Genomic DNA, 21,715 nt, shown 5'->3' on the forward strand with positions numbered 1-21,715 from the left:
ATGCTCACCTACGTCTCCAAGCGGTTGGGGCAGAGCCTGCTCACGATCTTCCTGACCGTGTCCACAGTCTTTGTCCTGATCCGGATGGCTCCCGGCGACCCGGCCTATGCCCTGGCCGGGCCGCTGGCCTCCACCGGAGACCTCGAAAAAATCCGGATCTCCATGGGGCTCAACGAACCCCTGCTGACCCAGTACGGCATCTTCCTTCGGGACCTCGGAGCCGGCAACATCGGCAAGTCCTACTCCTTCCAGGCACCAGCCCTGGAAGTGGTGATGTCACGCCTTCCCAACACCATTTTCCTGGCCGTGCTCGCCATCCTGCTGGCCATCGTGGTGGCGATCCCGCTGGGCGTCTGGATGGCCAAGCGGGCCGACACCAAACGGGAGCTCGGCGTCAACGTGCTGACCATCGCCGGGCAGTCCATGCCGGACTTCTGGATCGGCATCATGCTGCTGACCCTGTTCGCAGTGGTGTTCCCGATCTTCCCGTCCTCCGGCTTCACCAGCTGGTCAGGGGTGGTGCTGCCGGTGGCAACGGTGGCCATCCTGCAGATCGCTCTCGTGTCTCGCATGGTCCGCAGGGAGGTGGGCACCAACATGGCCGCCCCGTACCTGACAGTGGCCCGGGCACGCGGCACCGGCGAGCAGAAGCTGACGTGGGCCTACGCCATGCGCAACTCCTCCATCCCCATCCTCACCGCGTTGGGCACCCGGTTCGCTGGCATGCTCAACGGCGTGGTGGTAGTGGAAGTGGTGTTCAACTGGCCCGGCCTCGGCTCCCTGGTGGTCAGGGCACTGGAAACCCGCGACTACCCGCTGATCCAGGCCACGGTTCTGGTGACCGCAGTCCTCGCCGTGGGCGTCCAGTTGCTGATCGATCTGTGCTACCCGCTGCTGGATCCCCGGGTCCGGCTCGGAAAGGTGTCCGTGGCATGAGTACCATCAACGAAATCCCGCTCGCCGCCCAGGCAATGAAGCGTCCGACGGCGGTCACCAAGCAGCTGCTTCGCCGCTCCTCCGCGGCGCGGCGTGAGCGCTCGGCGAAGGTGAAGATGGTGCTGGGAGGCTTCCTCACCGCCGTCGTGGTCCTGCCCATCGTCCTGGCGCAGGTGCTGCCGCTGCCCGACGTCGACGCCCAGGCCATCACCTCCCGCTTCCTGCCGCCGCTGAGCGAAGGCCACCTGTTCGGCACCGACCAGCTGGGCCGGGACATCCTCTCCCGGGTGCTGCACGGCGGCCAGGTGTCGCTCACCATCGGCGTGCTTGCCGTCGTCATTTCGGGGATCGTGGGCGTGGTGCTGGGCGCCTTGGCCGGCTTCTTTGGCGGGTGGGTGGACGCCGTCGTCTCCCGCCTGATCGAGGCGCAGCTCTCGCTGCCGCTGCTCATGATGCTCCTGCTGGTGGTGGCCCTGTTCGGCCCCTCCGTCCCGGTGATCACCTTCGTGATCGCCATTGCCCAGTGGCCGGAACCGGCCCGCCTCACGCGTTCGCTGGTGCTGGTGGAACGCGAAAAGCCCTATGTGCAGGCCGCCAAGGTCCTGGGCCTGCCCCAGCTCACCACGCTGGTGAAGCACATCATCCCCAACGTCATCAACCAGGTGATCGTGGTGGTCCTGCTGCTCCTAGCGACGGCCGTGCTGATGGAAAGCGCGCTGAGCTTCCTGGGCGCCGGCCCGCAGCGGCCCTTCGCAACCTGGGGCCGGATCATCTCCGACGGCCAGGACTTCATCACCACCTCCTGGTGGATCGTCACCCTTCCCGGGGCCGTGATCGCCACCCTGGTGGTGGGGGTCAACCTGTTGGCCGACGGCCTGCGGGACCGCGTACGCCGCCGGAAGGGAGCAACCGCATGAGCGTCCTGGAGGTTCGTGACCTGTCGGTTGAACTGATGACCACCGCCGGCGTGATCCGCGCCGTGGACGGCATCACCTTCTCCATCGACGCCGGGCAGACCGTCACCATTATCGGTGAGTCCGGGTCCGGCAAGAGTACGACGGCGATGGGCCTCACGAGACTCCTGCCGGACGACCTCGCCGTCATCTCCGGCCACGCCATGCTGGACGGTGTGGACGTGGTGACTGAGCCGAAGAAGTTCGCGAAGCTCCGCGGCCGGTCCGTGGCACTGATCCCGCAGGACGCCATGACCGCGCTGTCCCCGGTGCACACCATCGGCCGGCAGCTGGGCGAAGCGATCCTCCGGAAAGGCTCCGCCTCGAAGGCGGACGTGGCCCGGCGCTCCGTTGAACTGTTGGAGCAGGTCCGCATCCCGGAACCGGCGGTGCAGCTGAAGAAGTACCCGCACCAGCTTTCCGGCGGGATGCTGCAGCGCGTCCTGATTGCCATGGCGCTCGCCGTCGACCCCGTCCTGCTGGTGGCGGACGAGCCGACCAGCGCACTGGATGTCACGGTGCAGGCGGGAATCCTGGACCTTCTGCTGGAACTGCAGGAACGGACCCAGGTGGCCATCCTGATGATCACGCACGACCTGGGCGTGGCCCGGTTGGTCTCGGACCGGATCCATGTGATGAAGGACGGCAGGTTCGTGGAAAGCGGCGAAGTGGAGCAGATCGTGGAAAATCCGCAGACGGAGTACACCAAGAAGCTCCTGGCAGCAGTGCCAAAGCTGGGCCACTGGGACGGCGAACCGCACGCTGCGCAGGATCCCACGCAGGCAAGCCTGGACGGAGCGCGCTCATGAGTTCCCAGTTGGACACTGCGGTTGGTGTTGCCGGGGAGGACCTGGTGCTGTCCGTCCGGAATCTCACCGTGGACTACGCCGTGCACCGCAGCAGCTTCCGGGCCGTAAACGACGTGAGCTTCGACGTCCCGCGCGGCAGTACCGTGGCCATCGTGGGGGAGTCGGGCTGCGGCAAATCCACCATTGCCAAGGCAATCGTCCGGCTGCTGACGCCAACCTCGGGGGAGATCCTGCTCAACGGCCAGGACATCGCCCGGATGCCGGCGCGGCAGCTGCGCCCGCTCCGGTCAAAGGTGCAGATGGTTTTCCAGGATCCCTACGGTTCGCTGGACCCGCACCTGACGGCGGAGGACATCGTGGCCGAGCCGCTGACCCTGCGGGGCATCCGCTCGGGGAAGGAACGCCGGGCGGAAGCGGCCAAGCTGATCGACCAGGTGGGGCTACCATCCTCGGCTCTGGGCCGGCGCCCCGCCGAATTTTCCGGCGGACAGCGGCAGCGCATCGGCATCGCCCGGGCTTTGGCCTCGAAACCGGAACTGCTGGTCTGCGATGAAGCCACCAGCGCTTTGGACGTCTCGGTCCAGGCGCAGGTGCTGGATCTCCTGGCGGACATCCAGCGGGACCGCGGGCTGACCTACTTGATGATCAGCCACAATCTTGGTGTGGTGAGGGAAAGCAGCAGCCACGTGGTGGTGATGTCCAAGGGGAAGATTGTGGAACAGGGTCCTACCGAACAGGTGCTGAGCAGGCCGCGCGACCCCTACACCCGCGCGCTCCGGGCCGCGGCGCTTGACCCGTTGACCATGACCGGACGCAAGCCCCGGGAGCTGGTCTCGAGACTGAACAAGGTGGCGCCGCAGGGCGGACCCGTACTGATGGAGGAAGCAGTTTGATGCAGGGAACCAACGTGGCAGGCCTGGAGCTTCCCATTTCGCAGCTGGCGCTGGGCGCCATGACGTTCGGGGACACGGCGCCCGAAGAGGTGGCAGCGGACATGCTGGCAGCAGCGCTCGACGCCGGAATCACCGTGGTGGATACGGCCAACGGGTACGCCGGGGGTGCCAGCGAGGAAATCCTGGCCAAGCTCCTGCCCGCGCACCGTGACGCCGTCATCCTCGCCTCGAAGGCCGGGATGCCGCACCCCGACGCCGGCGAGCACTCTCCCCTGTCCGGGGAGGGGCTGCGTTTGTCGGTTGAAGGCAGCCTCCGGCGGCTGGCGACGGACCGGGTGGACCTCTTCTATCTCCACCAGCCGGACCGGAAAGCGCCGCTCACGGAGACGCTCGCCGCCGTCGGGCAGCTGATCCGTGACGGCAAGATCCGCGCCTGGGGCGTGTCCAACTTCGCCGCCTGGCAGATTGGTGAGTTGAACGCAGCGGCCGATGCCGCCGTCGTGCCCCGTCCGGTGGTGGCCCAGCAGCTGTACAACCTGCTGGCCACCCGGGTCGAGGACGAGTACCTGGAATTCGCTGAGCAGACCGGTCTGCTGACCATGGTCTACAACCCCTTGGGTGGTGGGCTGCTGACCGGGAAGCACTCCTTTAACGAGTCGCCCACGGAGGGCCGGTTCGGGAATTCCAGGCTCGCCGAGATGTACAAGCAGCGCTACTGGGACCCCCGGCTGTTCGAGGCGGTTCGCCAGTTGGGTGACATTGCCGACGGCGCCGGGTTGCCCCTGCCGGAGCTGTCGTTCCGCTGGCTGCTGAGCAAGCCGGGCGTGGGATCCATCCTGCTGGGCGGCTCCAAGGTTGAGCAGTTGCAGGCCAATATCGCCGCGGCTGCCAAGGGGCCTTTGCCGGAGGATGTTGTGGCGGCATGTGATGCCGTGGCTGCAGAAATCCACGGGCCGATGCCCAAGTACAACCGCTGACCCTCCTGCCCTTACCAACTGATCCGCGGGATAGTCTCCCCGCATTGCCTGAACTGAAGAGGACGTCCCATGAGTGCCGCATCGTTTGCCGCAAAAGCCCGAGCCAATGAACCCGTCATCGGATACTGGGTGGTCCTTGACTCGCCCGTGTCCACCGAGCGGGTGGCGCGGCTGGGCTACGACTACGTGGCGCTCGACGCGCAGCACGGCCTCATGGGGTACTCCGGCTGGCTGCACGGCCTGATGGCGATTGATGCCGCCGGGGCTGCCGGGATCGTCCGAGTTCCATCCAACAATGCCGCGTTCATCGGGCAGGCGCTGGATGCGGGTGCGGCCGGTGTCATTGTGCCGCTGGTCAACAACGCCGAGGAAGCTGCCGCCGCGGTCCGGGCCGTTCGCTACCCGCCGCACGGCATGCGGTCCTACGGCCCCATGCGGTCCGCACTCCGGATCGGACCCAAGCCTGCCGAAGCGGACGCCACCGTGCTGTGCCTGGCCATGATCGAGACGCCTGAAGGCCTGGCCAACGTCAAGGAGATCTGCGCTGTTCCCGGGATCGACGGCGTGTACACCGGGCCTTCGGATCTCTGCCTGGCAGTGGGCGGCAAGTTCCCCAATGATCCGGATGTTGCCGCGGAGTTCAACGCCGCGCTGGTCACCATTCGCGAGGCGGCCGAAGCCGCGGGCGTGATTGCAGCCATCCACACGGCCAGCGGCGAGATCGCCCGTCAGCGCATCGCCGAGGGCTTCACCTTCGTCACGGTGGCATCGGACCTGACGCACCTTGAGATCGCAGCGGCGAGTCACCTGTCCACAGCCCGCGGTGAGTAGCCGCGGCGGGGACACCCCCAAACGCTCTCTCACTTAATGCTGGTTTTCGGCGACGCTCTCGCATTTCCTGCATCATTTCCACGAGCCCTCTCTCACCTCCCGGGCCACAACTGCCGTTACATGTAACAATGGATTATGAGTGTCAGGGACCGCGTTGCACGGCACCGGATTGCTATGCGTGAGCGTGGCCTACGGCAGATTCAGATGTGGGTGCCGGACATCCGTACAGAGGAGTTCAAGCGTGAAGCGCGGCGGCAGGCACTGGCTGTTGCTGCCGCAGACCGGGCTGCCGACGACCAGGACTTTATCGAGGAGATCTCGGAAGACTGGCCGGAGTGAATCGAGGCGAGCTGTGGACAGTCTCAGGCGGAATTTATGCACAAAAGCCCCGGCCAGCGCTGATCATCCAGGACGACCTGTTTGAGGCGTCGGAGTCAGTCACTCTTTTGCCGCTGACGTCCCAACTGACCGACGCCCCGATATTGAGGTTAACGGTTGAGCCAGGTGACCTCACAGGACTGGAGCGCGAAAGCCAGATCATGGTGGACAAATTGACCACCGTACGGCGTGCCAATCTTGGGCAGCGGGTAGGGCAAGTAGATGCCAAGACGATGGCAGCCGTCGAACAATCCCTTGCCGTCTTCCTGGGGCTGGGGAGTTGACCGACGCTTCCCAGCCGCCAGTAGTTGAGCCCGTCGAAACCAGCCAGAGATACAACGTCAGAGGCGGTTACTCAGCCATGCAACCTTAATGCTGCGTGCCGAGGACCGAGTGCGCAATCAGCATGTCGAGGCGCCGGATGTCGGCCTTCTTGCCCACCTTGATCTTGATGTATCCGGCCCTGGTCCATAGTTCAAGCTCCGCATCGAGGTCGAACTTTCCGGCATTTTCAGAAGACCACATATTGATAGCGGAGTAGGGCAGCGAGTAAACCTCAACCTTCTTTCCCGTGATGCCCTGGGCGTCGCGGACGATCATGCGCTTGGTGGTGAAGATGGCGCTGTCGCGGAAGGTCCGGTAAGCCGCCACGGGCTGTTCACCAGCAACCATCAGTTCCATCACGTCATTGGGAATGGGGCATTCCTCGACGAACATCCAGGTTGTTACTGCTGCTGCTTCCAAGGGGATCTCCTTTTCGTTGGAACATCTCGGTGTCAAGTGCTTAGATCAGGCTAGGGAAGTGGCTGCCGTTCGCCCACTGCTACGGCGCCGTCAGGGCTGATATAAGTCCGCCGTCGCCGTTCCAGCCGTTCCTGCTGGCCAGGGGAGGCTGTGCGGGCACCCTTGGCACGGTTGCATCTGCTGCAAGCGGCAACGAAATTTTGCAGGCTCGTGGATCCACCCTTGGACCAGGGGTAGAAATGGTCACCGTGCTCGGCGGGGCGGGAACAGCGGCTCCGAAACGCGGTCTCCATCCCGCACTGGCCGCCTGCCCGGGCCATCCCTTCGCGGCGCTGCTGGCGGGTGAAGCGACGCACTGTATCCCGCCGTCGAACGTCCCGTGCGTTAATGACGGCCGCGGCAATGATGAGGACGACGGCGATCACGCCGAGGAGCATCACCGCACCAAGCACGTCGTCCACCATGGAGCGGAAAACCCCGGCTGCCGTAGACGGTCCGGAACCGGCGTCCAAGTCCGCCTGCGACATGAGCGAAAAATGGCCGAGCCGAACAGCCACACCATGGCGGCCGTAAACGCGAGGCGAAGGCCTCTGCGTGTCCAGTAGATGCGCTTTAGTTCAGGCATTCGGCGGTCCCCCAACTCGTCGGCAGACCGTGACGCCACCGTCTTAGGTCTAAATAGATCGTACAGTCGCGATCTGCGGGGCTTGGTATCGATGGGCTCAACCACCAAGGTGCTTGGTTGCCCAGGCCCAGTTGATCAATTCCTGTTCAAGGCGGACATTAGTTCCGAAGGTGTCGTTTCCAAGCGCTTTGTAGAGCGCCGCCTCAGCCGACGTCAGCCGCGTGAGCGCCGCCCGCGATGGAGCTGATTCCTTGCCCCAAGCCTCGCGATGCGCCAGCAGCGTCTCCTCATCCATCAGCACACTCTCCACGTGCGGATGAACTGCGCGAAGCTGGTCCAGGATACGAAAACCGTGCGTATCGATGTCACCCCAATAAAGGACCCGGCACTCACGCAGCCATGCAGCATCCCGCAGCGAAGAAAACCCGTAGCCGCCGCCGTATAGCACCAGCGCGCCCGGCTGCTCAGGCAGGGCAAGGAAGTTAACCTGGTTCTCCGTGGAAATCACCTTCTCCACCGGCAGACACAAGGAACTAAAGGCCTCAGCGGTGACAGTGATGTCCCGCGCGCCCCCGAACAGCTCAGCTTGCGGGTCCAGCAGCCGGAACCGGACCAGCTCCGGCGGGTGCAGGAAACCATGCCGCTGGGCAAAGCGGCCGGCGGGAGTGCGACCCGCACCGTCTTCAAGGGCACCATCCGTCTCGATAGCCTCTTCCGAGGCAAGGTAGACATGCCCCGCTTCGCCTGGCCCGGAGTCCGGGGTAACGGCGGCCAGCATCTGGTCAATGACCTGCCGGTGCCGCTCAATGAACTTGGTGTGCACTCCGGGCAAACCCAACTGCCGCACGTAGATTCCCGGCGCCGGGTTGTCCCGCAGCCACAACGCCACGCGCGCCGCCGTCAAGGCATCCTGACCCAGCTCCAGCAGTTTCAACGGGCGCCGCGAGGCCCACCCCACGAGCAGCGGATGCATCTCGCCAAGACCCGCAGCGAGGGACCGAAAAACCGCGGCCTCCCGGGCCTTCCCAACAAAGGAAATTTCATCTTCCACACTGACAAAAACCGCAGCCGCCGGAATCCGGTTGGTACCAACAGTTCGCCGCCCCACCTCCACCGTCTCCAACGAATAGGCGGCCGCCCCGGCAGCAAGCTCAGAAGCCCACTCACGGACCGCCGCGTAATCGCTCAACAGCACCGCCGCCGTCGGACGCTTTAACGGGCGCCGCCGCGGATAGGCACCGGATGGCTCCAAAAGCTCCCTGAGCAGCGCGCCACTAGTCCACGCCTTCAAGGACAGCGACCGCACAGCCCCGCCAGCGTGGTCCACGATTCAGCCCCCATTCCGTGCCTTTTCGTGCCGGTCCTTCTCGTCGCGGTACTCCTGGATGGTCATGTTGCGCAGCTGCGAATCGTCGCCGTTGGTGTTGGCCACGAAACCTACGTGCGAAACGAAGGGCTCAATCACGTGGATCTTCTGCAGGGGAGTGACGATCAGCAGCTGCAGCTTCATCCGCTGGAACAGCTCCAGACCGTACCGGGCTGACTCGTCGGAGCCGCGGCCGAACGCCTCATCGATGACCACGAAGCGGAAGCTCCGGCCGCTGCCGGCATTCCTGCCCGCCCCCTTGCCGGACCCCAGCCCGAACTGGAACGCCAGCGCCGCGGCAAGGATGGTGTAGGCCAGTTTCTCCTTCTGCCCGCCGGACTTGCCGCCTGAATCCGTGAAGTGTTCGTACTCCTCGCCGGTTTCCGTCCACTTCTCCGAGGCCGAGAATGTGAACCAGTTCCGCACATCCGTCACCTTCGCGGTCCACCTTCGGTCCAGGTCAGTGAGGCCTTCCCGGCCGCGGAACCGGTCGATCAGCCGCTCCACCTGAAGGTACTTCTGCTCCGAGTACTGGTCCTCGTCGCCGATGGTCCCCTCCGAGCATGCCCGCAGGTCGCTGCCGAACTCCCGGACATCCTGGTCCGACGTGGCCTGCTGCTCCAGCTGGATGTGCCGTCCCGGGTTGTACGGGATGCCCGCCAGGGACTGGTTGATCTCGCCGATCCGCTCAATGATGTTCTGCCGCCGGCTGTCCAGGTACGCGTTGAAGGCCACCACCTCGCGGATGGTGTTCTGATTCAGCAGATCCTTGAACTGGTCCTCGAACCGCGGCAGGTCGTTGCCCACCAGCTGCTCCAGCAGCCGGTTGTAGTCCGCCGCAGCCTCCAGCGATGCGTCGAAGTCAGTGGTCTCGTTCCGGTACTTGTTGCGGAAGTCGGCCATCTGCCGGACCGTGCTTTCAGCCGCCCTGGCAATCCGCTTGGACAGGGCGTCAATCCGGTCCGTAAGGCCGCTCCGTACGGTGCTCTCCACGTTGCCGGTGTTCTTGTACGTGAGCGGCTTGTCGCCGAGTGCCGCATCGGCGAGGTGCCCGACGGCGGCCAGCACCGCGCCGTCGTCCGTCACCGGCGTATCAGCCAGGACTGCCCGGCACTCCTCGATCGCCTCGGCGATGTCCCGCGCGTCCTTCGCGTTGGCGCCGAGGCGTTGCTGCAGCTTGCCCGCCCTGTCCTCCAGCCGCTCCAGCTCGTCCGTGACCTGCCGTTGTTTGGCCATCAGCTGCTGCAGGACGTCGCTGGTGGTCTCCAGGGCGCGCTTCTCCGCCTTGAGGTCCTCAATGCTGCGGGCCGTGGCCTGCCAACTAATCTCACCGAACTCGCTGACGGAGCGGACGATGCCCAACTGCTGGTTGTACCGGCCAAGCGCCCCCAGCTCCCGGTTGACCCGGTCCAGCTGCCCCGCCACCACCTTCAGCTTGCCCTGGATCTCGTCCTGTTCAGCGCGGAACCCGGAGATCTTGTCATGGTTGTCCCAGCCCAGTACGTAGTTGCGGCGGTCAGCAAGGTCCTTGCGGTCGTCCTTCTCGTGCCGGCCGCGGCCGCCCTTGAGCTGGCCGTTGGCCGTCAGAGCCTTGGGATAGCGCCGGAAATCTGCCAGGTTCCCGCAGCAGAAGTAGTCGTACCTGCTGCTGAGCTCATCCTGCAGGAAATCCCGGAACGGGGTGCCCTGCTTGATGGCAATCTTCGCCGCCAGTGTCCCGGATTCTGCAGCTCTGGGCGCGTGCGAATCGCCGACCCGCACGTACACCAGGCGGCCGCGCAGGTTGTTGGCGTCCACCCAGGTGCTGACCGCGGCATAGTGTTCCGAGGGCACCAGGAGCGAGAGTGCGAATCCGCGCAGTGTCCGTTCCGCGGCGCCCTCCCAGACGGCCTCGCCGTCGCGGACCTTGAGCAGCTCGCCAACATAAGGCAGCTCCGTGTCCCGGATCCCGGTGCCTTCACAGAGCCGACGGCGGATGTCCAGCTGGGGGAGCGGGATCAGGTTGCGCCGGGCTTGCAGGCTGGTCAGCTCGGCGACGATTCCAGCGGCCTTTGTCCTGAGCTCGGACTGCTGGATGGACAGGGTGGTGCGGTCCTCCTGCAACGCGTCCGATCTGCGGGCCAGGTCCTGCTCCACCTCCGCGAGGCGTGCCCGGTTGGCATCAAACAGGACCCGATCCTCCGGCGCCTGCAGGCCCAGCCCCGCAGCGGCGGCGGTGTAGGCCTCGAACCGCTGCCGCTGCTCACCCGACTTGGCAGCCAGGGCGGCAACATCGGCGTCGATCGCCGCCAGCCTGCCGCCGCCGTTGGTGCGGATGTCCTCTTCTACCCCGGCCAGGTCCCGACGCAGTTGTTTAATCCCCCGGTTCAGCTGGTCCCAATCCTCCTGCAGCCGCACGCCCGTCCGCTCCAGCTCGCCCTGGTGCTCCAGGCTCAGCCGCAGCTTCCGGTCCGTGAACCAAGGGTGCAGCTGGTCCCGCTGTTTCCGGGCCAGTTCATCCTCGGCGCTGAGCTTCGCATGCTGGGCGGCGCCTTCCTTGATGGGCGTCAGCAGCGCGATCTGGTCCTTGGCGGTGAGGACGGCGTCGTGGGCTTTCTTCAGGTCCTCGAAATGGTGCATCAAGTTGATGATCCGCGCGGCAACGTCGTCCTCCTCCAGCATGTTGCTGCGCACGAACGAGGTGATGTTCTCCACCTGCTTCATGGACTCCGTGCGGTGGAACAGCTCCATGGCCTGGTTGCCACTGATCCCGAATTGCCGCCTGAACGCGGCTGAGTACTGATCAAAGGAGTCATGGACGGACGCCCCGGCGGCCCGGAGTTTCTTTTTCAGCTTCAGCGGGTCCTGCCCAAAGTTGCTGAAGTCCGCCGCAATTGACTGCTCCACCTCCGCCAGCGAGTAGAACCGGTTGGGAGTCCCGGCCTCCTGCGTGGCCCACAGCGTGATGGCAAGAGTGACCGACTTGCCCAGCACGGCGTTGTGGAAAACCCCGAGCACGACGGTCAGCTGCCCGGTCCCACGCAGCGCCACGGGCCTGGAGTACTCGCCACCGGAGCTCCGGGCGCTCTTGTGGAAGCCCCGGACGTACGAGGTCAGCGAGCGTTCCTTCTTCTGCGCTCCCGCCGCTTTGTTGTACTCGATCTTGTGCGCCGGCAGCAGCAGCGTGGTGATGGCATCCACCACGGTCGACTTCCCGGAGCCGATGTCGCCGGTGAGCAGGCTGTTCGCCCCGTTCAACCGGAACGTGCGCACGCCCTGGTGGAACGTGCCCCAGTTGAGCAACTCCAAACGGTGCAGCCGGAATCCCGGGGGAGTCCCGCCGTCGGCTGCCGCATCGTCCAGGCCGAACAGGCTCTCCTGCAGGTCCGTGCCCAGGTCCGCCGTCACTTCTCCTCCCCAACGTCCGCTGCTGCCCGGCGCTCGCCGGCCAGCGGCTCCCCGGCGAGCGTTGCACGGTAATCCGCCAGCCGCGCGTCGAACTCCTCCAGCCACTGCGCGTCCACATACGCCTTGAGGATCCGGGCCACCTCGTAGGCGTCCGCCTGTCCCTTAAGCCTGCGCAGGAAGCCGAGCTCCACCACCTTCTTGATGTCGGTTCCCAGCCGGTCCAGGACCTTGGCTTCATTGCTGGACTCCGGCAGGAACACCGAGACCATGTCCGCGATGTCCTGGTCCGTCATGATGAGCCGGACCTCGCTGCTGTTGATGTCGAACTCCATCATCCGCCGGCGGAGCAGGGCCAGCAGCAGGCTGACGTTGAACGTCAGCGTGCGGCGGGCGACGAGCCGGGGGAGCGTTCCGTCCGGATCCTCCTTTGAGCGCAGGAACGCGTAACCCTCGGCTTCGTCCAGGATGAGGTCCAGGCCCAGCACGGAGACGTAGTCGCGCACGTGCGAGGTCAGGCCCAGCAACGACTGCCACACCTTTTCGTCGTTTTCGGCATACAGCACGCCTTTGAAGAGGCGCGTGACGACGGCGGGCAGCTCCTCCGGTGTGCGGGTGTCCGAGTCAGTGCTGGCAGGGTTCATGCCGGCCTTCCGAAGATGATCTGTTCGATGATGGCTTCGCGGACGGTACCGTCCGGCAGTTGCCAGGACAGCTGCTGGGGCTGCTCCGGGTTGATGGTGGCCCAGTCCGATTCGGTGGCCAGCTGGTAGTACGCCACCACCTCAGCCAGCCCCTGGGAGAGCGGATACGTCTCGGTGATCTCGGCGAGGGTTGCCTGGTCCGCCTCGGCCAGGACGGCGTCAATATTGGCCCGCAGGCGTTCCTTGTCCACGAAGAACTGGTTGAACAGGGCCGCCGGGTCCACGTCCGTGTCCTCGGCGTTCTCCACTGTGTCGTCCACCATCACTTTGCGGCTGGGCTCGTACAGCGGACGTTCGAACGGCAGCACCACGTCCACGGACGGCGCCTCGATCTCCATGAAAGCGCCCGAGGGCGGTGCCTCCCGGGTGCCCAGCGCGGCCACTTCGATGCTCCGGATCAGCTGCATGACGCGCTTGTTCTCCAGGAACACCTTGTCATCGAGCAGCCGGCGCATCTGCTGGGAGAGCTGGCGGACCGTTGCTTGGGTTTGCTCGACGGCGGGCAGCCAGTCCTGGTGCAGGTTGGCCAGGGCATGCAGGCTGTCGCTGTTGGCGAGGGCTTCGATCCGGGTGGCGCGCTGGAGCAGGTCCTGCAGTTCGCTGCGCAGCTGCGGGGACATGAGATAGTCCCAGAAACCCTGGAAGGTACGGCCCTGAAGGGAGCTGCTGATGTCCTGCTGGTTGGCGAAGATCGATTCCAGGAGCTCGCCCTGAGTGCCGACCCACGTGGCAATCTGCTCCCGAACCTGGCGGTCCAGTTTGCGGAAGTTCTGCTCGACCTCGCGGAAATCTGACAGGAGGTCCCTGGCTAAGGCGGTGAGCTGCTGGAGGTGGTCCAGCGCTTCCGGTGCTGTCATCACGCGGATGTTGCCATCCCGGATACGCTGCATCTCGGCATCGATTCCGTCCCTCTGGCGCTGCAGCTCCGCGAGCCGAACCTCGGGATCTGTTTCCGACTGCTGCACAAGCTGCTTGAGCACGGCGAAGATGCTGGTCAGCCGCGACTGCGTGGCAACGAAGTCCCGGCCGCGCAGGGTCTCCACCCAGCGGACCACGTCCTCTGCGGCAGCAGTCAGGTCGTAGTGTGGCTCGTCCTCGCCTGGGACGTAGTACTTCCGCAGCCATTTGCGCTCGTCGGCGGCCCAGTCATCCAGGTACTCGCCCGCGGGCCGGGGGAATCTGTCCTCGCCTTCACTGTCACGGAGGCCGAACAGCACGTCATCCAGGACATCAATGAGCTCCTGCCGGCCCAGGTTGCGCTGGTTGGGCCCGGTGAAGGCGGCCATGAAAAACGTCAGGGCCAACGTGGCGTTCTGGGCACGGAGCAGTGACCACCCCGGGTGGCTCTCGCGCAGCGAATTGATGGCGTAGAAATCCATGGGTCCTCGGGCGAATGTAGAGCAACGGTGCGGTAAGCCTAAACACGCCTAAGCTACACGTTGCCTCGGACAAAGCTCGACGAGCAGAGCGAATTTCCTCTGGATTACGCGCCGGTGTGAAGCCAGCCAATGCGGGCGTGCAGCGTTGCCGCGGTGCTAGGCGTGCAAATGGTGCCTCCCGCTGTCGTGCCGGTGTTGGCCCCCATGGCAATGGCACCGAGGGCAGCGGAAGCTGCACTCGGGGCCATCGGTGTGATGCTGGCGCGGCGGGATTGCCGCCGCGGTAAAACAGCTTAGGCGCGGGCCTTGTGGCCCTTGGTGAGGACCAGTGCCAGGGCCACCATGCCGATGCCGAGCAGCAGGTGCAGGATGTTGTCAAAGCCGTTCAGCGGGACGAAGTTGCCGGCCGAATCCTGGGGGATTACGAGGCCGTAGACGAAGAGCACCAGGTAGATGATGCCGCCGTAGAGGAGGAAGGAACGGGCGCCGGCTGCGGTCTTGGCCAGGGCGATGCCGGCAACGCCGAACAGCAGGTGGACGATGTTGTGCAGGACCGAGACCTGGAAGAGGCCCAGCAGCAGGGCCTCGGAGTGGTGGCCCGCGAAGTGGAGCTGGTCGAAGTTGGCCGTGATGCCCGGGACGAAGCCCAGGACGCCGACCAGCAGGAACACGGCTCCGACAGCCATCGATGCTTTCTGGACGTTGGTGCGGGCTGCCGTTCCGGCGCTTGTGTGTGTGGTCATGGTGATCTCCTGAAATGCGATAGGTGTTTATGGGCCGCAAGTTTTGACCTCCCGACCCAAAGGGTTATGCCTGCTATTCGGGCGTTACCGCAGTTCGGATGGGTGTATTGCCGAAATAGTTCCACGTTCTTTGGACAGTGGCGCCAGCGGGGAGGCCGCCGTCGTGCGTTACAGCTCCAGCCGGAACACCCACAGCAACATGTCCTCGCCCGGCACGTACCAGTCCCGCTCCGGCGCGCGCCGGAAGCCCAGGGACTTATAGAGGCTGTGGGCGCGTTCCATAAACATGGTGCTGGTGATGCTGATAACCTCCCGCACCATTTCTACCGGCCGCCCGCCGTCGTGATGCGCTTGAGGGATGAGGAGCAGCATGATCCTCTCTAGAGTGTTTCGGGAATCGGGCGCCCAGGGAAGAGCGTCGCGTACTGTTTCCGAAACATCCGGCGTCCCACGAGGCGGTACGCAAAGCGGACCGGCGGGGGGATCTCCTTGAACATTTCCTTCTGGTCTTGGCGTGGATTTGTGGACAACACCATCCCGAGGTAGCCCACCAGGAACTTCTTGTCGAGCTGATCGATCCCGTGCTTCCCGGCTTCCTGCATTTCCTTCTCGGTCAGCACCCTGTCCACCACGGGCATCACCTCCGTGACTTCGCGGCGCAGGTGAACGTTGAGGACGGCCTTTAAGTCCTCGTAGCGCTCAGCGAGTTCCCGGCCAGTTTCTGCGTCTGCCGTCTCCATCCAGCGAAGGCGGACCGGCTCGATGCCCTGGAGCCGGTCCGTCACCTGCCGGTGCTGCGCAAGCATTTGCGCTACGTGCAACGCACACGCCGGTGCCCTTTCCGCGAGCTGCGGGTACATGCTCTGGTCCTCGCCCTCGTGGTGTAAATGGAGCACCTTGTCGAAGTTCCCCAGCACTTCGCCCACGTACGCGGCGCGGGCGGTGTCGCCTGCTGCAGCGGAACGGACCAGTCCCGGTGCCTCGTCGTACGCCCACAGGAAAAAGCGGTGGATGCGCCGCATGCCGGCCGTTCCCGTGCAGAGGACGGGTCCCGGTGGCAAAGGCGCTGCGGTCTCGCCGGGCTGCATGGTGAAGAAATCAGTCATTTGGATAGCCCCTAACGCTAATCACTGTGACCTGGACCTCTCCCCGGCAGCATGGTACCGCTGGCCCTGAAGGCGCACAATGACGGGCCGAGCCCGGTGGGGGCGTGCCGGTGTCCGGCAGGGCCAGCGAGCAGGGATTGCCCTCATCCCGGTGCAGCGTTACGCTCTTCGTCCCGGCCGTGGCCCTGGAGAGGATCGATGATGAAAGTCCTGGCCTCAGTTTCGTTAGTGCAGTTGATTGTCCAGCTTGCGGGAGCTCGCAAAGCCATTCGCGATCGGATCCCCTACGAGCTTCCCTTTCGGCAAGGAAAGCCCGAAAATGTCGCGCGTGACATGTGGACTATGGGCAGCGGGCTGTCCGCCCCGTGGCCTTTATTGGGCGCCCATGCGGCAGGTACCGTTCTGCTGCTTGCCCGGCCGCGCCCTTGGCTGCGGCGGGCGGTTGGGCTGCTGGGCGCCGCCTACATCTCAGGCATCCTGGGGGAGCGTGCCACCCGGGAGTCCCTCCGGCACCCGGACAGGGAGACCACCCCGCGCATAGCCTCAGCTCTTGCCCTGCCTGGTGCCATGGCTTTGCTCGGGTTGGCCGGACGAAAGCGCCGCACTGCCGAACGGTAAGGGGGCCCTTCGGCAGGTCAGCAAGCGCTCGTGTCACATCGCCATATCACCGGGCTGCAGCTCCAGCCGGAACACCCACAGCAGCACGTCCTCGCCCGGCACGTACCAGTCCCGCTCCGGCGCGCGCCGGAAACCCAAGGACTCATACAGGGCATGGGCGCGTTCCATAAACGTGGCGCTGGTAATGCTGATCGCCTCGATGCCGGCCAGTTGCCGGGCATGCTCCACCACCTTGCGCACCACTTCACGGCCCACGCCGCAGCCCTGGCACGCCGGGTCCACCGCGAGCATCCGGAACTCCAGCTCGCCGTCCTCGGCGATCTCGCTGTACGGCTGGCCGGCGAACGTCAGCGTCACCGCCGCCACCACCTGCCCGGCGGCCTCCGCCACCCACACCTGCGCGTGCTCGGCACGGTGTTCCACGTCTTCCAGCACGCTCATGTACGGGTGGTCCGCTGAAAAATGGCCGGCGCGGAGGTAAGCGTCGCGGGTGATCCGGCGGACGTCGGGAAAGTCCGACGGCGCCGCCCTCCTCAGCGCGACACTCACCGTGTGCCGTCCAGGGCAGCCGCGGTCCGCCCGACGTAATGGCCCAGCTGTGCCAACTCCGGCTGGGAGGACGGATCTCCCACTGCATCCGCCCCAACCGCGTTGGCCACCGCAAGCGCCCGCTCGTAGTCCAGGCCACTCCGCAGCCCCAGGACCAGGGCGGCGCAGAACGCGTCACCGGCCCCCACGGTGTTCGCCACCGTCACGGCAGCCGACGGCGCCCCGGCCACCTTCGTGCCGTGCACGAACATCGCCGAGCCGTCCCCGCCATACGTCACCGCCACCAGCTTCGCCTCGGCGAGGGCCGGGATCAGGGCGTACTCGCTCTCGTTGACGATCACCAGGTCGCAGCGCTCCAGCAGCTCCGCCGGCAGATCCATGGCCGGCGCCGCGTTCAGCACGAAGTAGCCCTTCGATCGCCGGGCAGCTTCCAGCACCACGGGCAGGCCCACCTCCAGTTGGCACAGCACCGTCTCCTCCGGACCGAACTCCACCCTGTCCAGGGACAGGCCCGAGTTCGCGCCCGGGCACACCACAATCTGGTTCTCGCCGTCGCCGTCCACCACGATCAGTGCCGTCCCCGTGGGTTCGGGCAGGACGCCCACGTCAGTGGTATCGACGCCGGCACCAGCCAGGGCAGCCAGCATCCGCTGCCCCTGCCCGTCGCTGCCCACAGCCCCAATCATCCGGACATTGCCGCCCAGCCGAGCTGCTGCCGCGGCCTGGTTCGCGCCTTTGCCGCCGGGCTGTTCGGAAAGCACGGCGCCGCCGATGGTTTCGCCCGCAGTGGGGAGCCGCTCGGCGGTAGCGATCAGATCCAGGTTGATGCTGCCGACGACGGCGACAGGAAGTCGATTGCTCATGGGAAGTCCTAACGGGGGTGGGGCCGGAAGCGGCCGGATTCAGAAATAGTGTACGGCATGGTTGTACTTGTGCGTCATACATGGTTGTATAACAACTCACATCCCAAAGGCAGGATCCGCCTGCAGAACAAAGGAGTTTGATGTGAACACCCCAACCCCGGCGGCCGCCGCGCCTACCGCGGAAGCCGCATCCGCCGTCGTACTTCCTAGTGACCCGGCTAAATTCGCCGGCCGCCGCGCCGCCCTGCTGATCTCCACCCTGCTGCTCGGCGTCCTGTCCTTCCAGCTCAACGCCAGCATGGTCACCCCTGCACTGCCGCAGATCGCCGCCGAGTTCGGCCAGGGTGCCGAGAGCGCCGCCCCCGTCCAGTCCATGTTCTTCCTGGCCGGCGCCATCGCCGGACCCGTGATCGGCCGGTGGAGCGACTTCATCGGCCGCCGCGCCGCCCTGCTCCTGGTCCTCGGCATCATGGGCGCCGGCACCATCCTGTGCATCACCGCCCCCACGCTGCCGCTGCTGGTGACCGGCCGGTTCCTGCAGGGCGTCTCCAGCGCCGTCTTCGCGCTCGCCTACATCGTGCTCAGCGAAAACCTGCATGCCAAAGTCTTCGGCACCTCCGTGGGCATCATCGCCGCCATTAACGGGGGAGTGGGCGGCGTGGACGGCTACGTGGGCGGGCTCATGGCCGAGACCCTCGGCTTCCGGTCCATCTTCGTCGTCGTCCTGGTCCTCACCGCCATCGCCGCCGCCTGCATCATCAGGATCGTCCCTGCCGGCCGGCCTCAGGGCGTGCGCGGCGCCATGGACTGGTGGGGCGCCGGATCCCTGTCCGTGTTCTTGGTCTTCATCACCTACTTCGTCTCCGGCGGTTCGGCCGCCGGCTGGACCGCACCCGGCACGCTCGCGCTGCTCGCCGGCACCATCGCATCCTTCGCCGCCTTCTGGACGATCGAAAAACGGCGCAGCCACCCACTGATCGCCGTCCACCACCTGCGCTCCCGCCAGGTCTGGCCAGTCATAGCCACCACCGTCCTCACCCTGGCCGGCATCTTCGCCATCATCAACTTCACCGTGGTGCTGCTCAGCCAGGACCCCGACGGCGGCTTCGGGCTGACCGCCTCCATCTCCGCCCTGCTGTTCCTCACCCCGGCCGCGCTCATCGGCGTCTTCGCCGCACCATTGGCTGGCTGGCTGGCCGACCGCCGCGGCTGGATCAAAACTCTCCGCATCGGCACAGGGCTGAGCCTGGCCTGCGCCATCGCCGCCGCCACGTTCTCGGAGAACCAAACGGCGGTGCTGATCGCCGTCGCAGCCCTGGGCATCTTCTACAACGGCTTCTTCCTGACCGCCATCAACGGACTCTCGGTGCTCCTCTCACCCAAGGAAGCCCCGGCCGCCCTGCCCGGCATCAACGGTGCCTCCTTCGGTATCGGGGCGAGCCTCGGCGTCGTCCTCGTGGCGCCGTTCGCCGCCCAGGCCACGTCCGCCGGGTACGCCACCGCCCTCTGGATTTCGGTGGCCATCACCGCCGCCGCCTTCCTCGTCAGCCTCTTCGTCGCCGCCCCCAAGGGCGAGACCGTCTGATCACCCCCGCTTCAACCGAAAGAGAACCACCGCCATGACCACGCCCTCCCCGTTCTACCTGGACTGCGACACCGGGATCGACGACGCCCTCGCCCTGGCCTACCTGCTGGCCTCTCCTCTTGCTTGCGTGAAGGGCATTGGAACCGTCAGCGGCAACGTCAGCGCCGCCGCCGGCGCCCGCAACACCCTGGACCTGCTCCAGCTCGCCGGCCACGCACACATCCCCGTGGCGCTCGGCGCGCATGACCCCCTCGCCGGTTCGTTCGGTGGCGGGGCGCCTTGGGTGCACGGCGAGAACGGGATCGGCGGGGTGTCGCTGACGACGGCGGCTGTTTCCCTTGTGGGGGAGTCCGCGGCGGAGATGCTGGTCCGGCTCGCCCGTACCTACCCGGGAACGCTGCGGGTGCTCGCCATCGGCCCGCTGACCAACATCGCCGAAGCGCTCCGGCTGGAACCTTCCTTGCCGTCGCTGGTGGAGTCGGTCACTGTGATGGGCGGGGCCGCCCTGGCTCCGGGGAACATCACGCCGGTGGCCGAGGCCAATATCTTCAACGACCCCGAGGCCGCCGCCCTGGTGCTCGCCGCCGACTGGGACGTGACCCTGGTGCCGCTGGACGTGACCATGACGTCTGTCCTGGAGGAGCGGCACCGGCAGCAGCTGCTGGTGTCTTCTTCGCCGGTGCCGCGGGCGCTGGGGGAAATGCTGGGCTACTACTTCCGGTTCTACGAGGGCATCTTCGGACGGCCCTGCTCCGCCATGCACGATCCGCTGGCGGCGGCGCTCGCGGTGGGCGGGGTTAAGGCGTCTGTTGCACCCGTGGTCCGGGCCGCCGTCGACACCTCCGACGGGCCCGGCCGCGGGCAGACCATCTGCGACATGCGCGGCTCCTACATGGGCTACCCGCCCGTCAAGGGCGCGCGGTGCCGCGTGGTGCTCTCGCTGGAACAGGACTTTGCGCCGCACCTGGTGGAAACGCTGCTCGGCTTCCCGGAAGGCGCGACGGCGGGAGTGCAGCAGGTGCCGGCGGTGGCCTGAGTCCCACCTTTCTTGGCGGCGACCGCCGTCCTGCAGGGTGTGGTCACGAGAACAGGATTGAGCGTTGCGCCCCGGCCCCGGGCGGCAGAGACTTAACCTCAGTGATGCGAAGGCCCAGGCGCGGGGAGAGCGCGTACGACGCCTGAACTCTGAAGGATGGGCTGATGGGCGACGTTGTGGACAAGTTGGCGGCCGCACTGAATGACCACGACCTCGAAGCGGCAGCGGCGCTTTTCCACGAGCACTACCGAAGCGAACAACCAGCCCACCCCGGCAGGGCCTTTGTTGGACGCGCACAAATGCACGCCAATTGGAAGGCGATGTTCGCAGGCATTCCCGATTTCCGCGCTGAACTGATCCGTTCCGTGGATGACGGCGGCACCACTTGGAGCGAGTGGTCCTGGTCAGGAAATCGCGTTGACGGCCAGGACTTCCGGGTCCGCGGAGTGGGGCTCTTTGAGATTAAGAACGGTCAAATCACCGCCGCCCGGCTCTATCTGGAGGACGTGGAGCGTGAAAACGTAAGTATCGAGGAAGCCGTACAGAGCTTGTCGGGATTGCGGCCGGACCGCGACCACCGGCCCGATCTGTTGGAGGGCTGACCTTGTCGGAAAAGGACTCTCCTCAGGGACGAAGATATACCAATCAATACTTCACCGGAGTCGCGCTGGCCCGACCGCAATTCGTCGCTGCTGCTGCTCTTGCTGGCTTCGCCTTCGGAGCACGGGCCGCGCTGAATGCCTTGGGGGAAATCAGGTACTGGAGTCCGGAGACTCCGCTCGAATACACTGCCGTGGCGCTGCTTTCTGTGGCGATGCTGTTCCTTGGAGCCACACTGTTGGCCCTTGGGAGCTTTTGGGCAACACATGATTATCTGCCCGGCCGGGCGGCAAAGATGAGTTGGGTTGCGGCCCGCGTAGCCGGCATCGCCGCAGTAGTCGTCTCGGTTTCCAACTTCCTGGAGGACTACCTGAGGCTGCGCTGGTTCGGGCTGACTTTCGTGATTGGTGCGATCGCGCTGCTCCTGAGCCTGCTGGTTGCAAGCGGTCTACGGTTAGCGCCACCCCGGGTAGATAAGGTCGAAGGTATCCTGCTTCTGGCGATCAGTGCCGGCGTTCTGCTCCTGTCATTTTCAATGGCCGTGGGCGCCGCAGCGCTTCTGCTGCTGGTCGGGCGTCATACCTGGTTTCGTGATCAGCCTCGTCTTAGGCCACCTGTTGCGAGAGTGATGTAAAT

The 21,715-nt window shown here is 65.6% G+C and carries 24 protein-coding genes; 13 read left to right on the forward strand and 11 right to left on the reverse strand.

The window, feature by feature from the left end:
- The 8 genes from NXY83_RS05720 (at position 1) to NXY83_RS05755 (ending at position 6,061) form a co-directional block, all read left to right on the forward strand.
- Positions 1–936 carry an ABC transporter permease gene (locus NXY83_RS05720; RefSeq protein WP_104185496.1) on the forward strand — a complete coding sequence of 312 codons (936 nt, stop codon included), beginning with the start codon at positions 1–3 and terminating at the stop codon, positions 934–936.
- Positions 933–1,853, forward strand: a complete 921-nt coding sequence (locus tag NXY83_RS05725) for an ABC transporter permease (RefSeq protein ID WP_258805112.1) — start codon at positions 933–935, stop codon at positions 1,851–1,853. Before NXY83_RS05720 ends, NXY83_RS05725 begins: the two co-directional genes overlap by 4 nt.
- On the forward strand, positions 1,850–2,698 hold the full coding sequence (locus tag NXY83_RS05730; protein ID WP_258805113.1) for an ABC transporter ATP-binding protein: 849 nt from the start codon (positions 1,850–1,852) through the stop codon (positions 2,696–2,698). Before NXY83_RS05725 ends, NXY83_RS05730 begins: the two co-directional genes overlap by 4 nt.
- On the forward strand, positions 2,695–3,591 hold the full coding sequence (locus NXY83_RS05735) for an ATP-binding cassette domain-containing protein (RefSeq protein WP_258805114.1): 897 nt from the start codon (positions 2,695–2,697) through the stop codon (positions 3,589–3,591). Before NXY83_RS05730 ends, NXY83_RS05735 begins: the two co-directional genes overlap by 4 nt.
- Positions 3,591–4,568 carry an aldo/keto reductase gene (locus NXY83_RS05740; protein WP_258805116.1) on the forward strand — a complete coding sequence of 326 codons (978 nt, stop codon included), beginning with the start codon at positions 3,591–3,593 and terminating at the stop codon, positions 4,566–4,568. The genes NXY83_RS05735 and NXY83_RS05740 overlap by 1 nt, the downstream gene beginning before the upstream one ends.
- Positions 4,569–4,637: 69 nt before the next feature.
- Positions 4,638–5,399 (forward strand): HpcH/HpaI aldolase family protein, encoded by a 762-nt coding sequence (locus NXY83_RS05745; RefSeq protein WP_258805117.1) that lies wholly within the window; start codon positions 4,638–4,640, stop codon positions 5,397–5,399.
- A gap of 135 nt (positions 5,400–5,534) precedes the next feature.
- A complete protein-coding gene (locus NXY83_RS05750) occupies positions 5,535–5,738 on the forward strand; it encodes an antitoxin MazE family protein (RefSeq protein WP_258805118.1) in 204 nt (67 codons plus the stop codon).
- The gene (locus NXY83_RS05755; protein WP_258805119.1) at positions 5,735–6,061 is read left to right on the forward strand and encodes a type II toxin-antitoxin system PemK/MazF family toxin; all 327 of its coding nucleotides are present in this window, start codon (positions 5,735–5,737) and stop codon (positions 6,059–6,061) included. The genes NXY83_RS05750 and NXY83_RS05755 overlap by 4 nt, the downstream gene beginning before the upstream one ends.
- An 85-nt stretch (positions 6,062–6,146) precedes the next feature.
- Here NXY83_RS05755 and NXY83_RS05760 read toward each other — a convergent pair whose 3' ends face one another.
- The 9 genes from NXY83_RS05760 to NXY83_RS05800 all read right to left on the reverse strand — a co-directional run bounded on the left by NXY83_RS05760 (position 6,147) and on the right by NXY83_RS05800 (position 15,828).
- Positions 6,147–6,494 (reverse strand): PH domain-containing protein, encoded by a 348-nt coding sequence (locus NXY83_RS05760; protein ID WP_258806078.1) that lies wholly within the window; start codon positions 6,492–6,494, stop codon positions 6,147–6,149.
- Positions 6,495–6,571: 77 nt separating this feature from the next.
- Entirely contained in the window at positions 6,572–7,048 is a 477-nt protein-coding gene (locus NXY83_RS05765; protein ID WP_258805120.1) for an HNH endonuclease, read from the reverse strand.
- A gap of 195 nt (positions 7,049–7,243) precedes the next feature.
- The gene (locus NXY83_RS05770) at positions 7,244–8,473 is read right to left on the reverse strand and encodes a Wadjet anti-phage system protein JetD domain-containing protein (RefSeq protein WP_309484123.1); all 1,230 of its coding nucleotides are present in this window, start codon (positions 8,471–8,473) and stop codon (positions 7,244–7,246) included.
- 3 nt (positions 8,474–8,476) lie between these two features.
- Positions 8,477–11,899 (reverse strand): ATP-binding protein, encoded by a 3,423-nt coding sequence (locus NXY83_RS05775; RefSeq protein WP_258805121.1) that lies wholly within the window; start codon positions 11,897–11,899, stop codon positions 8,477–8,479.
- Positions 11,896–12,540, reverse strand: coding sequence for a DUF4194 domain-containing protein (locus NXY83_RS05780; RefSeq protein WP_258805122.1), 645 nt, complete (start codon positions 12,538–12,540; stop codon positions 11,896–11,898). Before NXY83_RS05780 ends, NXY83_RS05775 begins: the two co-directional genes overlap by 4 nt.
- Positions 12,537–13,979: a DUF3375 domain-containing protein gene (locus NXY83_RS05785; protein WP_258805123.1), complete on the reverse strand. Its 1,443-nt coding sequence runs from the start codon at positions 13,977–13,979 to the stop codon at positions 12,537–12,539. The genes NXY83_RS05780 and NXY83_RS05785 overlap by 4 nt, the downstream gene beginning before the upstream one ends.
- Positions 13,980–14,272: 293 nt before the next feature.
- The gene (locus NXY83_RS05790) at positions 14,273–14,722 is read right to left on the reverse strand and encodes a DUF4383 domain-containing protein (RefSeq protein ID WP_258805124.1); all 450 of its coding nucleotides are present in this window, start codon (positions 14,720–14,722) and stop codon (positions 14,273–14,275) included.
- 168 nt (positions 14,723–14,890) lie between these two features.
- A complete protein-coding gene (locus tag NXY83_RS05795) occupies positions 14,891–15,094 on the reverse strand; it encodes a hypothetical protein (RefSeq protein WP_258805125.1) in 204 nt (67 codons plus the stop codon).
- Between the two features lie 8 nt (positions 15,095–15,102).
- Positions 15,103–15,828 (reverse strand): hemerythrin domain-containing protein, encoded by a 726-nt coding sequence (locus NXY83_RS05800; RefSeq protein ID WP_258805126.1) that lies wholly within the window; start codon positions 15,826–15,828, stop codon positions 15,103–15,105.
- A gap of 342 nt (positions 15,829–16,170) precedes the next feature.
- On the opposite strand from NXY83_RS05800, the gene NXY83_RS05805 reads away from it, so the two are divergent.
- Entirely contained in the window at positions 16,171–16,446 is a 276-nt protein-coding gene (locus NXY83_RS05805; RefSeq protein WP_258805128.1) for a hypothetical protein, read from the forward strand.
- Positions 16,447–16,479: 33 nt separating this feature from the next.
- On the opposite strand, the gene NXY83_RS05810 is transcribed toward NXY83_RS05805, so the two are convergent.
- Both NXY83_RS05810 and NXY83_RS05815 read right to left on the reverse strand, forming a co-directional pair.
- Entirely contained in the window at positions 16,480–16,995 is a 516-nt protein-coding gene (locus NXY83_RS05810; protein WP_258805129.1) for a GNAT family N-acetyltransferase, read from the reverse strand.
- Positions 16,992–17,858, reverse strand: a complete 867-nt coding sequence (locus NXY83_RS05815; RefSeq protein WP_258805130.1) for a ribokinase — start codon at positions 17,856–17,858, stop codon at positions 16,992–16,994. Before NXY83_RS05815 ends, NXY83_RS05810 begins: the two co-directional genes overlap by 4 nt.
- A gap of 142 nt (positions 17,859–18,000) precedes the next feature.
- Between NXY83_RS05815 and NXY83_RS05820 the strand changes: the two genes are divergently transcribed.
- The 4 genes from NXY83_RS05820 to NXY83_RS05835 all read left to right on the forward strand — a co-directional run bounded on the left by NXY83_RS05820 (position 18,001) and on the right by NXY83_RS05835 (position 21,713).
- Positions 18,001–19,443, forward strand: a complete 1,443-nt coding sequence (locus NXY83_RS05820) for an MFS transporter (protein ID WP_258805131.1) — start codon at positions 18,001–18,003, stop codon at positions 19,441–19,443.
- A 34-nt stretch (positions 19,444–19,477) separates the two neighbouring features.
- The gene (locus NXY83_RS05825) at positions 19,478–20,479 is read left to right on the forward strand and encodes a nucleoside hydrolase (protein WP_258805132.1); all 1,002 of its coding nucleotides are present in this window, start codon (positions 19,478–19,480) and stop codon (positions 20,477–20,479) included.
- 164 nt (positions 20,480–20,643) lie between these two features.
- On the forward strand, positions 20,644–21,081 hold the full coding sequence (locus tag NXY83_RS05830) for a nuclear transport factor 2 family protein (protein WP_258805133.1): 438 nt from the start codon (positions 20,644–20,646) through the stop codon (positions 21,079–21,081).
- Positions 21,082–21,083: 2 nt separating this feature from the next.
- Entirely contained in the window at positions 21,084–21,713 is a 630-nt protein-coding gene (locus NXY83_RS05835; protein WP_258805134.1) for a hypothetical protein, read from the forward strand.
- Positions 21,714–21,715 lie beyond the last annotated feature (2 nt).

The sequence above is a fragment of the Pseudarthrobacter sp. NS4 genome (assembly GCF_024758005.1).
GTDB lineage: Bacteria > Actinomycetota > Actinomycetes > Actinomycetales > Micrococcaceae > Arthrobacter.

Bases quoted from the DNA above. Each gene is read 5' to 3' on its own strand.
- NXY83_RS05720 (WP_104185496.1), top strand. From the start codon at position 1: ATGCTCACCTACGTCTCCAAGCGGTTGGGGCAGAGCCTGCTCACGATC.
- NXY83_RS05725 (WP_258805112.1), top strand. From the start codon at position 933: ATGAGTACCATCAACGAAATCCCGCTCGCCGCCCAGGCAATGAAGCGT.
- NXY83_RS05730 (WP_258805113.1), top strand. From the start codon at position 1,850: ATGAGCGTCCTGGAGGTTCGTGACCTGTCGGTTGAACTGATGACCACC.
- NXY83_RS05735 (WP_258805114.1), top strand. From the start codon at position 2,695: ATGAGTTCCCAGTTGGACACTGCGGTTGGTGTTGCCGGGGAGGACCTG.
- NXY83_RS05740 (WP_258805116.1), top strand. From the start codon at position 3,591: ATGCAGGGAACCAACGTGGCAGGCCTGGAGCTTCCCATTTCGCAGCTG.
- NXY83_RS05745 (WP_258805117.1), top strand. From the start codon at position 4,638: ATGAGTGCCGCATCGTTTGCCGCAAAAGCCCGAGCCAATGAACCCGTC.
- NXY83_RS05750 (WP_258805118.1), top strand. From the start codon at position 5,535: ATGAGTGTCAGGGACCGCGTTGCACGGCACCGGATTGCTATGCGTGAG.
- NXY83_RS05760 (WP_258806078.1), bottom strand. From the start codon at position 6,494: ATGTTCGTCGAGGAATGCCCCATTCCCAATGACGTGATGGAACTGATG.
- NXY83_RS05765 (WP_258805120.1), bottom strand. From the start codon at position 7,048: ATGTCGCAGGCGGACTTGGACGCCGGTTCCGGACCGTCTACGGCAGCC.
- NXY83_RS05780 (WP_258805122.1), bottom strand. From the start codon at position 12,540: ATGAACCCTGCCAGCACTGACTCGGACACCCGCACACCGGAGGAGCTG.
- NXY83_RS05785 (WP_258805123.1), bottom strand. From the start codon at position 13,979: ATGGATTTCTACGCCATCAATTCGCTGCGCGAGAGCCACCCGGGGTGG.
- NXY83_RS05790 (WP_258805124.1), bottom strand. From the start codon at position 14,722: ATGACCACACACACAAGCGCCGGAACGGCAGCCCGCACCAACGTCCAG.
- NXY83_RS05795 (WP_258805125.1), bottom strand. From the start codon at position 15,094: ATGCTGCTCCTCATCCCTCAAGCGCATCACGACGGCGGGCGGCCGGTA.
- NXY83_RS05800 (WP_258805126.1), bottom strand. From the start codon at position 15,828: ATGACTGATTTCTTCACCATGCAGCCCGGCGAGACCGCAGCGCCTTTG.
- NXY83_RS05805 (WP_258805128.1), top strand. From the start codon at position 16,171: ATGGGCAGCGGGCTGTCCGCCCCGTGGCCTTTATTGGGCGCCCATGCG.
- NXY83_RS05815 (WP_258805130.1), bottom strand. From the start codon at position 17,858: ATGAGCAATCGACTTCCTGTCGCCGTCGTCGGCAGCATCAACCTGGAT.
- NXY83_RS05825 (WP_258805132.1), top strand. From the start codon at position 19,478: ATGACCACGCCCTCCCCGTTCTACCTGGACTGCGACACCGGGATCGAC.
- NXY83_RS05830 (WP_258805133.1), top strand. From the start codon at position 20,644: ATGGGCGACGTTGTGGACAAGTTGGCGGCCGCACTGAATGACCACGAC.